This window comes from Burkholderia sp. B21-005 (genome assembly GCF_020843965.1).
Lineage (GTDB): Bacteria > Pseudomonadota > Gammaproteobacteria > Burkholderiales > Burkholderiaceae > Burkholderia > Burkholderia ambifaria.
In genome coordinates this window covers 2,046,834-2,059,233 of the sequence record NZ_CP086301.1, presented here as the reverse complement: position 1 = coordinate 2,059,233, position 12,400 = coordinate 2,046,834, and the positions used below count along the sequence as shown (strand labels likewise).

Annotated in this window: 13 protein-coding genes and 1 pseudogene; 10 read left to right on the top strand and 4 right to left on the bottom strand. The window is 66.7% G+C overall.

Features of this window, described 5'->3' with window-relative positions; translation table 11 throughout:
* Nucleotides 1–4: 4 nt before the first annotated feature.
* From pncA to LMA02_RS09655, 3 genes are all read left to right on the top strand, one after another.
* On the top strand, nt 5–637 hold the full coding sequence (gene pncA / locus LMA02_RS09665) for a bifunctional nicotinamidase/pyrazinamidase (RefSeq protein WP_228904556.1): 633 nt from the start codon (nt 5–7) through the stop codon (nt 635–637).
* 45 nt (nt 638–682) lie between these two features.
* Complete coding sequence (locus LMA02_RS09660; protein ID WP_228904555.1) at nt 683–1,861, top strand: acetyl-CoA C-acyltransferase; 1,179 nt, start codon at nt 683–685, stop codon at nt 1,859–1,861.
* Nucleotides 1,862–2,160: 299 nt separating this feature from the next.
* Entirely contained in the window at nt 2,161–3,561 is a 1,401-nt protein-coding gene (locus LMA02_RS09655) for a GGDEF domain-containing protein (RefSeq protein WP_228904554.1), read from the top strand.
* Between the two features lie 145 nt (nt 3,562–3,706).
* On the opposite strand, the gene LMA02_RS09650 is transcribed toward LMA02_RS09655, so the two are convergent.
* Nucleotides 3,707–5,848 carry a hypothetical protein gene (locus LMA02_RS09650; protein WP_228904553.1) on the bottom strand — a complete coding sequence of 714 codons (2,142 nt, stop codon included), beginning with the start codon at nt 5,846–5,848 and terminating at the stop codon, nt 3,707–3,709.
* 705 nt (nt 5,849–6,553) lie between these two features.
* Between LMA02_RS09650 and LMA02_RS09645 the strand changes: the two genes are divergently transcribed.
* Nucleotides 6,554–7,084, top strand: a complete 531-nt coding sequence (locus LMA02_RS09645) for an isochorismatase family protein (protein WP_228904552.1) — start codon at nt 6,554–6,556, stop codon at nt 7,082–7,084.
* Nucleotides 7,081–7,263, top strand: coding sequence for a hypothetical protein (locus LMA02_RS35520; RefSeq protein WP_416378648.1), 183 nt, complete (start codon nt 7,081–7,083; stop codon nt 7,261–7,263). Before LMA02_RS09645 ends, LMA02_RS35520 begins: the two co-directional genes overlap by 4 nt.
* 39 nt (nt 7,264–7,302) lie before the next feature.
* Here LMA02_RS35520 and LMA02_RS35395 read toward each other — a convergent pair whose 3' ends face one another.
* Nucleotides 7,303–7,695: an Arm DNA-binding domain-containing protein gene (locus LMA02_RS35395; RefSeq protein WP_324251165.1), complete on the bottom strand. Its 393-nt coding sequence runs from the start codon at nt 7,693–7,695 to the stop codon at nt 7,303–7,305.
* Here LMA02_RS35395 and LMA02_RS09635 point away from each other — a divergent pair.
* From LMA02_RS09635 to LMA02_RS09615, 5 genes and pseudogenes are all read left to right on the top strand, one after another.
* A complete protein-coding gene (locus tag LMA02_RS09635; RefSeq protein WP_228904551.1) occupies nt 7,676–7,990 on the top strand; it encodes a Dabb family protein in 315 nt (104 codons plus the stop codon). The two genes, LMA02_RS35395 and LMA02_RS09635, sit on opposite strands and share 20 nt — an antisense overlap.
* On the top strand, nt 7,987–8,466 hold the full coding sequence (locus LMA02_RS09630; RefSeq protein ID WP_006753420.1) for a PaaI family thioesterase: 480 nt from the start codon (nt 7,987–7,989) through the stop codon (nt 8,464–8,466). The genes LMA02_RS09635 and LMA02_RS09630 overlap by 4 nt, the downstream gene beginning before the upstream one ends.
* A 70-nt stretch (nt 8,467–8,536) precedes the next feature.
* Nucleotides 8,537–8,860: pseudogene (locus LMA02_RS09625) on the top strand (NADP-dependent oxidoreductase); the annotation flags it as partial.
* A gap of 61 nt (nt 8,861–8,921) precedes the next feature.
* The gene (locus LMA02_RS09620; protein WP_228904550.1) at nt 8,922–9,881 is read left to right on the top strand and encodes an alpha/beta hydrolase; all 960 of its coding nucleotides are present in this window, start codon (nt 8,922–8,924) and stop codon (nt 9,879–9,881) included.
* A gap of 34 nt (nt 9,882–9,915) precedes the next feature.
* Nucleotides 9,916–10,356 carry a GNAT family N-acetyltransferase gene (locus LMA02_RS09615; RefSeq protein ID WP_228904548.1) on the top strand — a complete coding sequence of 147 codons (441 nt, stop codon included), beginning with the start codon at nt 9,916–9,918 and terminating at the stop codon, nt 10,354–10,356.
* A 45-nt stretch (nt 10,357–10,401) separates the two neighbouring features.
* On the opposite strand, the gene LMA02_RS09610 is transcribed toward LMA02_RS09615, so the two are convergent.
* Together LMA02_RS09610 and LMA02_RS09605 are read right to left on the bottom strand one after the other, a co-directional pair.
* On the bottom strand, nt 10,402–11,247 hold the full coding sequence (locus LMA02_RS09610) for an NRDE family protein (RefSeq protein WP_228904547.1): 846 nt from the start codon (nt 11,245–11,247) through the stop codon (nt 10,402–10,404).
* Nucleotides 11,248–11,323: 76 nt separating this feature from the next.
* Nucleotides 11,324–12,358, bottom strand: coding sequence for a YgfZ/GcvT domain-containing protein (locus LMA02_RS09605; RefSeq protein ID WP_228904546.1), 1,035 nt, complete (start codon nt 12,356–12,358; stop codon nt 11,324–11,326).
* Nucleotides 12,359–12,400: the final 42 nt, after the last annotated feature.

Below are 12,400 nucleotides of genomic sequence, written 5' to 3'. Positions count from 1 at the left end.
CGCAATGAAACGCACTGACGACGTATTGCTCGTGATCGACGTGCAGTACGACTTCATGCCGGGCGGCGCACTCGCGGTGCCGGACGGCGACGCGGTCGTGCCGGTGATCAACGTGCTCGCGCGACGCTTCGACCAAGTCGTGCTGACGCAGGACTGGCACCCGCGCGAACACGTGTCGTTCGCGGCGAACCACCCGGGGCACGAGCCGTTCTCGACGCTCGCGCTGCCGTACGGCGAGCAGGTGCTGTGGCCCGTGCACTGCGTGCAGGACACCGAAGGCGCGGCGCTGCATCGCGATCTCGACATCCCGCATGCCAGGCTCGTGATCCGCAAGGGCGGCGACGCCCAGCTCGACAGCTATTCCGCGTTCGTCGAAGCCGACCGCACGACGCGCACGGGGCTCGCCGGCTATCTGCGCGAGCTCGGCGCGAAGCGCGTGTGGTGTTGCGGGCTCGCGACCGACTATTGCGTCGCGTGGTCCGCGCTCGATGCGCGCGCGGCTGGCTTCGAGGCCGCGGTGATCAACGATGCGTGCCGTGCGATCGACCTGAACGGGTCGCTCGCGCACGCATGGCAACAGATGCAGGCGGCGGGCGTCGCACATGTGACGTCCGCGGGCGCGCGCCCGACGGCGTAGCGCATTCCCATCCGATTCAGGACAGCAGGACCGAAGGAGACTCGCATGACCGAAGCCGTAATCGTATCGACCGCACGCACGCCGCTCGCGAAATCGTGGCGCGGCGCATTCAACATGACGCACGGCGCGACGCTCGGCGGCCACGTGGTCGCGGCCGCGCTCGAACGCGCGAAGCTCGACCCCGCGCGCATCGAGGACGTGATCATGGGTTGCGCGAACCCCGAAGGCGCGACCGGCGCCAACATCGCGCGGCAGATCGCGCTGCGCGCCGGGCTGCCGGTGAGCGTGCCGGGGATGACGGTGAACCGTTTCTGCTCGTCCGGTCTGCAGACGATCGCGCTCGCCGCGCAGCGGATCATCGCGGGCGAGGGCGACGTGTACATCGCAGGCGGCGTCGAATCGATCTCGTGCGTTCAGAACGAGATGAACCGGCATATGGTCCAGGAAGGCTGGCTCGTCGAGCACAAGCCCGAGATCTACTGGAACATGCTGCAGACGGCGGAGAACGTCGCGAAGCGCTACGGGATTTCGAAGGAGCGGCAAGACGCGTACGGCGTGCAGTCGCAACTGCGGGCCGCGGCCGCGCAGGAAGCCGGGCGCTTCAACGACGAGATCGTGCCGATCACCGTACGCGCCGGCATTGCCGACAAGGCGACGGGCCGGCTGTTCACGCAGGACGTGACGGTGGCGGCCGACGAAGGCATCCGGCCCGACACGACGCTCGAAGGCGTGTCGAAGATCCGTTCGGCCGTGCCCGGCGGCGTGATCACCGCGGGCAACGCGAGCCAGTTCTCGGACGGCGCGTCGGCGTGCGTGGTGATGAACGCGGATGTCGCGCAGCGCGAAGGGCTGCGTCCGCTCGGCGTGTTCCGCGGTTTCGCGGTGGCCGGTTGCGAGCCGGACGAGATGGGCATCGGCCCGGTGTTCGCCGTGCCGAAGCTGCTGAAGCAGGCGGGGCTGAAGGTCGACGACATCGGCCTGTGGGAACTGAACGAAGCGTTCGCGGTGCAAGTGTTGTACTGTCGCGACACGCTCGGGATTCCCGAGGACCGCCTGAACGTGAACGGTGGCGCGATTGCGGTCGGCCATCCGTACGGTGTGTCGGGTGCGCGCCTGACGGGCCATGCGCTGATCGAAGGCAAGCGGCGCGGCGTGAAATATGTGGTCGTCACGATGTGCATCGGCGGCGGGCAGGGGGCGGCCGGCCTGTTCGAAATCGTTTGATTTTGACCGACCGGCGCTCGCGGCTTCGTGGGTGGAAGCCGCGAGCGCCGGTATTCGCATGCTATTCGCAAGGAATGGGCAGCAAAAGGTGTAGATTTCATGCTGCCGTTTCCCCTTACTTGTCAAACGAATTGCCGCATCTATACTTGCTCTGACATTTGCCTTTCGGCGGGATGGGCCGGCGCGTGCGTTGCACCGACGCTCGCGACGCGTTTCCGGTAGCCGGCGAAGACGATGCAGCACGCGTTTCCGGCACCGTGGACGTTCGAACCACGCAGCAGACCGAAACGGGGTTCAAATTGAGCACGACCTATGCATCCGGGGAACCGCCGCGCGTCGTCAGCGCGGCCGCAAGGCTCTACGCGAAATGCCTGCTGGTCGGATTCGCGCTCTTGCCGGCCTATCTGATTGCCTATTTGTGGTTCTTCGGCGACCCGCGCGTCGTGTTCGAGAGCCACGCATTCCATGAAATCGCGATCGCGGCTGCCACGCTCGAAGGCGCATTCGTCACCTACGTGACGTGGGTGTGCTACCGGTCGTCCGGCGAGCCGCTGCTGCGCTGGCTGACACTCGGCTTTCTCGGTTTCGCGATGATCTACTCGCTGCACGGCGTCTTCACCGGGATGGCGCACCACAATATCTGGCTGTTCCTGCTGTACGGGCCCGCGTCGCGGCTCGTGATGTCGATCCTGCTGCTGACGGGCATGCTGTCGTATTCGAATCCGCCCGATCGGCCGGAAAAGCGCACGCGCGCGCTAACCTGGCTGCCATGGATCGCGTTCTTCGTGATCATCAATGTGGTGGTCGCCTACATCGCTTATTCGCCGGTCGCCGGCGCGCTGGGCACGCGGCTGTCGATGGAAGGCGGCGCGCTGGTGTTTTCGCTGCTGAACGTCGGCGTGCTGCTCGCAAGGCGCATCCGTTCGCCGCTGATGGTGATCTACGGCATGTCGATCATGGCGTTCGCGCTATCGTCGCTCGCGTTCATCCTCGGCAAGCCATGGAATCACATGTGGTGGCTCGCGCATGCGATCTTCGCGGGCGGGTTCTTCCTGCTCAGCTATGGCGTCGTGCAGGCGCTGCAGACGACGCGCTCGTTCTCGGCGATCTACCGCCAGGAAGACCTGATGAGCCGGCTGTCGGAATCGATGGCGCGCACCGATAGCGCGCTGCAGGAGTTGCGGCGCACGAACCAGAAGCTCGAGTACATGGCCGCGACCGATCCGATGACGGGGGCTTCGAACCGCCGCCAGTTCATCGGGCAGGTCGAGCGCGAGATCGTGCGTGCGGAGCGCGACGGCACGCCGTTTTGCCTGCTGGCGCTCGATCTCGACAACTTCAAGAACATCAACGACGCGTACGGGCACCAGATCGGCGACGAGGTGCTGCGCGGCGTCGTGCGCCAGTGTCTCGAGGCGATTCGTCCGGCAGGTGCGCTCGCGCGGGTCGGCGGCGAGGAGTTCATGGCGCTGTTGCCCGAGATGCCGCTCGAAGGCGCCCGCATGACGGCCGAGCGCGTGCGTTCGTCGATCGCGAGTTCGCCGTTCGGGCTGGATTTCAAGCGCGTGCAGGTGACGGTCAGCGTCGGCGTCGCGCAGTACGGTGTCGACGGGAGTACGGTCGATGCGTTGCTGCGCGCGGTCGACGAACGGCTGTACCAGGCGAAGCGCGACGGGCGCAATCGCGTGGTCGCGCACTGACGAGCGACCGCTGCGCACCCGGCGGCGCCGCGCGCGTTGATGCGGGCCAAGGGCGTGATGCCACGTACCGCCGTTTGGCGCGCAACCCGAACGAAGCCCCGCCCGCGAATCCGCGCGCGGGGCTTTCGTTTCACCGACGGCCCGACTATCGCGACGCAATCGCCGCCGCGTTCACAGGCTGCGCGTCCTGAATCCGCTGCGCTGCCTGCCACCAGTACTTGCCCGTGCGCAGTTGCGGATCGCGGATCGCGAGATACGTCGTGCTCCACAGCTGCGCCGCGTTGGCCTCGGTCGCATCTGCGCTGCGCGTGCCGAATGCGTCGGTCCGGTACTGGCCGTTGACGTACGACCAGGTCCACATCTCCGACGTGCGCATGTCACGTCCGTTCGAGATCACCTGCCAGATCGTCTGCCGTGCCTGCGTCAGCAGCGTGCGCGTCGTGTCCGACAGGTCCTGGCGCGCGAGCTGGCGATCGAGCCCGGCGACCCACATCGCCTGCTGCCACGACCAGATCACCGTGCCGTGATACGCGGAACTCGTGAACTTCGACCACAGCGCCTGGCTCGCATACGCGGGGTTCGCGATCAGCATCCCGACATCGGTGACGAGCCCGGTCGGGAAGGGCCGCGTGACGTCGGCGACGATCCGCTGGAGTTCGTCGTCCGGCGGCGTGCCGAACAGCAGCGCGAAGCCGCCGTCGGAATTCATGACCGGGATCGGGGTGCCTTGCTGGTCCAGCGACAGCGCGTAGAACGACAGCGGTGCGCTCGGCGCGGTGCCGGCTGGTACGCCGGCGGACGGCGCATAGGTCGACACGTCGGTCGCCGCCTGCGCGGCCGGCACGCTCACCTGGAACAGCGGCGGCGCCTGTTGCTCCCAGGTGGCCGCTTCGGTCGCCGTGTTCGCGAGCGCCGCGCGTTGCCCGGCGTCCAGGTACGGATCGAGCAGGCCGCGCGCGAGGAACGCGTTCGCCGCGCGCAACGCGGCCGGCACGAGCACTGCATTCACGTCGTACGGGTAGACGCCGCCGCCGAGCCCGTCGGTGCTGTCGCGCCAGTTGCCGACGATCTCGCCGGGCCGCAGGCGGATCAGGTTCGCGACCGACGGCTGCTGCGCAAATGGCTGCGCGGTCGCCGCGACGTGCAGCAGGTTGACGACGAGCCGGCTGCCGTTGGTCTGGCCGTCGCTGCCGCGTTGCGCGAGATAGGCGGCCGCGCGTGCCTGGCCGCGCGTGTCGTCGATCAGCCAGGCCGCCGCGATCGGCGCGAGCAGGTAGTCGCTGTCGATCATCTTGTAGTCGTAGGCCGGCGTCGCATCGTTCGGCCGGCCTTTCTTCGCGTTGTCGACCAGCGCGAATTCGCCGATGCCTTCCTCGTGCGCGACCTTGCCGTCGTTCGACAGGCGGCTCAGCACCGACGTCAGGCCGGCCTCGATCGCCGCCGGCTCCAGCACCGGCATCAGCATGCGCACCGAGATCAGCGTGTCGCGGCCGAAGTATGTGTCGTACTGCCACGAGCCGGCCAGCAGCTTGTCGTGGAAGCTCAGGAATTCGAGCACGTTCTGGCTGACCGGGTCGGGGTTCACGGACGGCGCGAGCAGGTCGGCGCGCGTGATCGGCGACAGCGGCGTCTCGCCCGACAGCGCGTCGACGTGCAGTTTCAGCGTGCGTGTGCCGGGCGCCGCGCGCAGCACGAGCTTGCCGCCTGCGGCCGGTGCGATGCTGCCGCCGTCGCGCAGCGTGATGCGCAGCGCGTAACCGGGGGCGCCGTCGATCCTGTCGCGCTGCCATTGCGCGGCGCTGCCCTGGATCGTCGGGGCGGTGACGATCTCCGGCGGAATCGTCGCGCCGCCGTTGAAGTCGCGCAGGAAGCGCACGTTGCTGAGCAGGCCCTGGCGGATCGCCAGCGTATCGGTGTCGACCGACACGTCGGCACCGATGCCGTGCAGCGGACGACCGTGCGAGTCGGGCGCCGACAGCGCGGCGGGCGGCGTGTCGAGGCTCCAGTTCACCGGCTGCGCCGTATCGTCGAACCACAGCCCGGTGCCGCTGTTGCCGGCCGGAAACACCACGAGCAGGCGCGGTTTCGTCGACGAGCGCACCAGCAGATGCGCGGCGACCTGGTCCTGCCGGTAGAACGCATTGATCTGTCCGCCGGCGTCCATGCGGAACGACAGTGCGGCCTGGTTCGACGGCGGATTGGCCGGTTTGACGTCGTCGTCGTTGCAGGCCGCGAGCAGGCCGGCGCAGACGAATCCCATACACAGCGACTTCGCGAAACGATGCATGTGATGTCCCTCCTGGTGAATGGTGATTTTTTATGAGAATGATCGAATCAGCGGGCGATCGGCCTGCTTCGTCCGGCGCGACGACATTCGGATGAATGCGCGATTTAATCCGGACGCGATGCGGGCGAATTGGATGGAATAACCGGCAGGCGGTTAAATGCCCGAATTGAAAAGCAAAAGGAGACTTCGCCCCGGTGAGGCACGAATGAATTCTTCTACAGGTGCCCCGGCATGGCGCCGGAAGCGGCGCGTGTGCGGCGGGGAAGTGAAACGTAAGCTGTCGTAGGGGATTCTAAAGTTCGGATAAAGATGGAGTCAATAATGTTTTTGAAAACTCTCGGATGATTGCTTGAAAAGCGGATGCAATTATTTCCAGATGGGTCGGTAAAATGTTCGAATCAGGATGAATTGAAAATAATCGAGTTTGAGATTGGGCGAGAATCGATCGGCAATGGATGTCGGTATAGGCCATTTGCCGGTGCTTTAGCAATCGGTGTTCCCGGCATGGAGCCGGGTGCCGTCGCGCGATGCCGCTTCCGAGTTCCGTCCCGTACCGCAGCGTTCGCGATCGCCCGTCGGCGCCGACAAATTTGGTAGGCTTGGAGGCGTCCGCCGCTTTCGATTTCGGTCCTTCGCGTAGCTGGATGTTGCATCGATGATCGGCGCCGGACGAGGTTGCCTTTACATCATTTTGGAGAATGCGCGGTGCTGCACGTACCCGACGATTCAGTGCTCGTATTGGTCGATTTTCAGACACGACTGATGCCGGCGATCCACGCCGGGGCGTCTGTCGTGGCGCAGGCCGTTCGACTCGGCCGTATTGCACGGATATTCGAGGTGCCGGTCATCGGGACCGAGCAAAGCCCGCTCCGACTCGGCGAGAGCGTGTCGGAGATCAAAGGGTTGTGCTCGGACACCGTGACCAAGGACCATTTCGACGCGTGTGCGGATGGTCTGGCCGATGCGCTTCCGGCCGAACGCAATAGCGTCATCGTGGCCGGTTGCGAGGCACACGTCTGCGTGTTGCAAACGGCCTTCGGCCTGTTGCGGAGCGGCCGTAAAGTCACGGTGGTCAGCGACGCCGTGGGTTCCCGCAAAACGGTCGATCGAGAAGCGGCGATCGGCAGGCTCGGGGCGAACGGCGTAGAGATCGCGACCGTCGAGATGATCGGGTTCGAATGGCTCGGGTCCAGTCGGCATCCGCGCTTTCGCGACGTGCTGCAATTGATCAAGTGAAGCACGACGAGCTGATCATCTATAGCCGGGACGACGCGGCGCAGCCTGTGGGGCTGTTCCAACTGACGATGCCGGTGCGCACTTTCGAGCCGGCAGCGCGCTTACAGATCCCTGAAGGCGGGCAGGAGATCTTGCTCGACGAGCCGGATCTCTATTGCGTGACGACCTTCGGCAAATAGATCATCCACCCGACGCCCGGCTTGTCGTCGAATACTTGCTTAGTGACGTAGCTTCTCGGGAAGACAGAAACGTAAGCGGGATTGAATGCAGCGACCGTCGCCTGATCCGTATCGATATCGCCAGCGCTTCGAGCCTGATGGACGCACCTCGAGATACAGCGCATTGCCGTCGGTAAGTTTGGTAGGCTTGTTGCCTGCTTTCGCTTGTCGGATCTTGACGTCGGTAAGTGGCACGGTGAAAAAGCGCGTATCGTCGTTGGAAGTTTGAAATTGAACCCGCTTTGATACCCGTCTTTTCGTCGGCTGGGCGCGATTTCCGACGAGCGTGAGCGAACGATGAAAGGGCAGTTGATGCCCCACTGGTAAGGGTTCTACGCGAATCGCGGAACCACCACGAACTGGAGCGAACGAAGTGATCAGACATATCGTCATGTGGAAGTTGAAGGAATCGGCGGAAGGCGGCACGCGTGCGCAGAACGCGCTGAAGCTGAAGGAAAAGCTCGAAGGCTGCCGCGATCTCGTGCCGGGCATCCTGCAGCTCGACGTCGGCGTGGCGACGCCCGGCCTCGACGCGACGTCGGACGTCGTGCTCGTGTCCGATTTCACGGACCAGGCCGCGCTCGATGCGTACCAGGTGCACCCGATTCACCAGGAAGTGAAGAAATTCGTCGTTGCGGTGGCCGAATCGCGCCAGTGCGTCGACTATTTCTCCGAAAGCGCACGATGAGCGACGCGGCATCCCCGACGGACGGCCCGTCGATCGAAAGCCCGTTCGTCGATCTGCTCGGCGTGCGGCTCGTGTCCGCGAAGGACGGCGCGAGCGAGATCGTGCTGCCGCTCGACGAGCGGCACATGAACACGTGGAGCATCGCGCACGGCGGTGTGACGATGACGCTGTCGGACATCGCGCTCGCGATGGCCGCGCGCAGCTTGACCGACGACGGCGTTGGCGTCGTCACGGTCGAGATGAAGGTGAACTTCATGCAACCGGGGCGCGGTGAGCTGCGCGCGTACGGACGCGTGATGCATCGTTCGACGACGATGGCGTACTGCGAAGGCGAAGTGCGCGACAGCGACGGCAACTTCGTCGCGAAGGCGCTCGGCACGTTCAAGTACATGCGGCGGCTCGCAGTGGGCCGCGACATCAAGCGACAACGCACGCGCACGGCGCCGGATGCCCAGCCCGGCCCGAGCGACGCGTAAGCGCCGGAACGAGCGGCCCTGCCTGATCGAAGGCAGGGCCGTTTTGTTTTGCGGCACGGATCCGCGACGGGATGGCGATATGGCGCGAATGAAGCCAAGGAGACCGTTCGGTCGGATCGCGGTATGCGGGATGATCGCCGGCTACGACGGCGTGCCCGCGCCGCTCGCGAATCCGGGCCTGATCCTGCGCTCGCGACTGACGATGCAGGGTTTCATCGTATTCGAGCATCCGGACGCGTGGCCGCCCGCGCTGGCCGAGCTGAGCGAACTCGTCGCGACGAAGCGGCTGCATTACCGCGAGACGATCGCACACGGGCTCGAGCGGGCGCCGCCCGCGCTCCTTGGGCTCCTGAAGGGCCGCAATTTCGGCAAGCAGCTGGTGCAGCTCGTCTGACCCGCGCGTGGCATCATGTGACGCTTGTCCGCTCACGGCGCCGCACGCGCCGTCCTCACCGATGCCGCTGAATCCGAAGATCGCCCAGGTGCTCGATATGGTCGAGCGCGCGAAACGTCCGTCCTATCACCACCAGACGCCGCAGCAGGCGCGCGCCGCGTACGAGAAGAGCGCACCGATTCTCGACGTCGCACCCGCGCCGATGCATTCGATCGAGGCCTGCGTCGTGCCGACGCGCGACGGCCGCTCGATCGGCGCGCGGCTGTACCTGCCGGTCGAGCCGAGCCTCGCCGAACCGCTGCCGGCGCTGGTCTATTACCACGGTGGCGGCTTCACGGTCGGCAGCGTCGATACGCACGACGCGCTGTGCCGGATGTTCGCGCGCGACGCGCAGTGCGCGGTGCTGTCGGTCGACTATCGGCTCGCGCCCGAACACCGGTTCCCGACCGCGGTGAACGACGCCGACGACGCATTGCGCTGGCTGCATCGCGAGGCCGCCGCCTTCGGCATCGACGCGACGCGGCTCGCGCTCGGCGGCGACAGCGCGGGCGGCACGCTCGCGACCGTCTGCGCGGTGCTCGCGCGCGACGCGGGCATCGACCTTGCGCTGCAGATGCTGATCTATCCGGGCGTGACGGGCTACCAGGACACCGAATCGCACGCGCGGCTCGCGAACGGCTACCTGCTGACGCAGGACACGATCCAGTGGTTCTTCACGCAATATGTGCGCGATCGGTCCGATCGCGACGATTGGCGGTTCGCGCCGCTCGACGGCAAGCGCGATGCGCCGTCGTTCGCCGGTGTCGCACCGGCATGGATCGCGACGGCCGAATACGATCCGCTGAGCGACGAGGGCGCCGCGTACGCGGACAAGCTGCGCGCAGCCGGCAATTCGGTCACGCTGGTCTGCTATCCGGGGATGATCCACGAGTTCTTCAAGATGGGTGGCTACGTACCGGAGGTACGGGCCGCGCATGCCGACGCGGTGGCGGCGCTCAAGGCGGCATTCGACGACGTTTGACGGCGGCGGCGCTCGACGCCGCGCGGAGGAAGCGATGACCGACGACTGGGTGGAAACGGGCGACTGGACGGTGCTGGGCGGCGATGCCGCACGCATTCGCGATGCGGTGTTCGTGCGCGAACAGCGGATTCCGCCGGAATGGGAGCTCGACGACGAGGATCCGTTGTCGCTGCACGCGGTTGCCTACCGTGTCGATGCGGCGACCGGCACACGCCGCGCGGTCGGGACCGGACGGCTGCTGCGCTCCGGCACGATCGGCCGCGTCGCGGTGCTGGCCGACGCGCGCGGGCAGGGCGCCGGATCGGCCGTGCTGCACGCGCTGCTGGAGGCGGCGCGGCATCGCGGCGAACCGGTCGTGCGGCTCTACGCGCAGGATGCCGCGGTGGCGTTCTACGTACGGCACGGTTTCACGACGATCGGCGACCGGTTCGTCGAAGTGGGCGTGCCGCACGTCGAGATGGCGCGCGCGCCCTAGAGCCCGTTATTCGTATGAACAGGTCCGGGCGCCGCACGCGCAGGCTCAGCGCGGCTGCGTCGCGTCGATGTCGAACGTGAACGTGCGCTCGAACGTGCCCGGGCGAACGGTGCGGTGCGAGCCGTCGTCGTCGCAGCGTTCCTTGATGTCGACCGTCAGCCGCACGCCTTCCTTCATCGTCACGCGTAGCGCAGTCGTGCCGCGCGTACCGTATTCGGGTGTCTCGATGAACGCGGCCGACAGCGCACGCTCGCGCTCGATCGGAATGCCGGTGTGCGGCAGCGCGTCGTCGTCCGCGACGTGCGGATCGCGCATCAGCTCGATCAATTCGTCGAGCGACGGGGTCGGATTGTCGGTGAGCAGCGTGCCGAGTTCCGCACGCTTGCGCACGACTTTCGGCCAGGGTGTATCGAGCCGCGCGTTCGACAGCGCATGCACGCCGGCGCCGATCGCGACCGGCGGGGCGACAGCGGTTTCGCCTTCGGCCGCGCGGTTGCAGAACCACGCGAGTTCGCGTCGCTTCCAGTCGCCGACCAGCAGGTTGAAGCCGTTGTACACGGCCGCGTGCTCGGCCAGCGCGCCGAGATAATCGAGCGGCGCGACGGACGGGCCGCCGAGGAAATCGGACACGAGCTTGCCGCGGGTTGGTGCGCCCGCGCGAATGTCGAACGGCGCGCGGTAATTGGTCAGCGCCGCGAAGCGGCCGTCGCGGGATACGCCGAGCCACGTGCCGCCCGCTTCGAGATCGCGGCCGGCCAGCACACCCGGCACGTCCTCCCACCACGAAAGCGGCGCACTCGTACGGCGAAAGAACTCGTCGCGGTTGGCGGTGAGGGTAAAGACAGGACCGGCGGCGGCATCAGGCTGCCAGTCGAAGGCAATCAGACACATCAGGCGAATCTCTCGCAGGAAACATCGTGCGCCGGCCGCCACGTGCGAACCGGCGTGCGAACAGGTTATCAGTGCGTCACGCTTCCGTCGGCCATGCGTACGGCAGCGCGTCGAACGCGAGCGTCGGTCCGTCGGCCGCGCCGAGGTGCACGGTGCCGCTGTCGAGCGCGGCCAGCTTGATCTCGACGAGCGCGTCGACGCCGCCCGCGGGTGCGGCCGCCGCATTGACGATCATTCCGCACGGCTGGCCCGGGTCGTCGCTGTGGAACAGCTCGACACCGGCATGCACGGTGTCGGTCTCGCCGGTGACATGCGCGAGCGCGGTGCGGCGCTTGATCGTGCCGCGGTACTGGCTGCGCGCGACGACTTCCTGGCCTGGGTAGCACCCCTTCCTGAAGTTAACGGCGCCGATCACGTCGAAGTTGACCATCTGCGGCACGAACTGTTCGACGGCCGGCTGCGTGATGCGCGGCTCGCCCGCGCGCACGTCGAGCCAGTCCCATACGGCCGGCGACACGACCGGCAGCGTGCCGCCGAGCGCGGCGAGGCGCGCGTCGACTTCCGCGCGCGGCCCGATCCACAGATAGCGCTTGCGGCCTGCCGCGTCCGGCACGCGGATCAGCGCCCCGGCCGGGCCGTCGACCTTCACGTGCACGCCGTCAGGCAGCGCGTCGAAGATGCCCGACAGCGCATCGCGCACGTCGCCCGCGAAGCCGACCACCGCGAGCGTGTCGCTCGCGTCCGACAGTTTCGCCTTCGAGCGCAGCACGAACATTGACAAGCGTTTCTGAACGGCGGCCTGGACGTCTTTCGAGACCAGCAGGCGCACGCCGTGACCGGCGCGCCATGCGAGGAACGACGCGAGCAGGCGGCCCTTCGCCGAGCAGTAGCCGGACAGGCGCGCACTCGCGGCATCGAGATGCTCGATGTCGTTGGTGAGCTGGCTGTGCAGGAACGTCGCGGCGTCGTCGCCGGCCACGTCGATCACGCCGAACTGCGGGAGCGGCATGCAGGCGCCCGGCGCATCGAAATCGGCGGCGGACGGGCGGCGGAAAACGGGGAGCGAGGCAGGTGCGGCCTGGGCAGCCGGTGAAGCGAACGGTGTGCTCATGGAATGAGGGAACAGTCAACTCTGACTTTGACGGAGGCGAGC

What these genes read in the sequence shown, in the direction of transcription:
- pncA (WP_228904556.1), top strand. Translation starts at nt 5, where the DNA reads ATGAAACGCACTGACGACGTATTGCTCGTGATCGACGTGCAGTACGAC.
- LMA02_RS09660 (WP_228904555.1), top strand. Translation starts at nt 683, where the DNA reads ATGACCGAAGCCGTAATCGTATCGACCGCACGCACGCCGCTCGCGAAA.
- LMA02_RS09650 (WP_228904553.1), bottom strand. Translation starts at nt 5,848, where the DNA reads ATGCATCGTTTCGCGAAGTCGCTGTGTATGGGATTCGTCTGCGCCGGC.
- LMA02_RS35395 (WP_324251165.1), bottom strand. Translation starts at nt 7,695, where the DNA reads ATGACGATATGTCTGATCACTTCGTTCGCTCCAGTTCGTGGTGGTTCC.
- LMA02_RS09630 (WP_006753420.1), top strand. Translation starts at nt 7,987, where the DNA reads ATGAGCGACGCGGCATCCCCGACGGACGGCCCGTCGATCGAAAGCCCG.
- LMA02_RS09620 (WP_228904550.1), top strand. Translation starts at nt 8,922, where the DNA reads ATGCCGCTGAATCCGAAGATCGCCCAGGTGCTCGATATGGTCGAGCGC.
- LMA02_RS09615 (WP_228904548.1), top strand. Translation starts at nt 9,916, where the DNA reads ATGACCGACGACTGGGTGGAAACGGGCGACTGGACGGTGCTGGGCGGC.
- LMA02_RS09610 (WP_228904547.1), bottom strand. Translation starts at nt 11,247, where the DNA reads ATGTGTCTGATTGCCTTCGACTGGCAGCCTGATGCCGCCGCCGGTCCT.
- LMA02_RS09605 (WP_228904546.1), bottom strand. Translation starts at nt 12,358, where the DNA reads ATGAGCACACCGTTCGCTTCACCGGCTGCCCAGGCCGCACCTGCCTCG.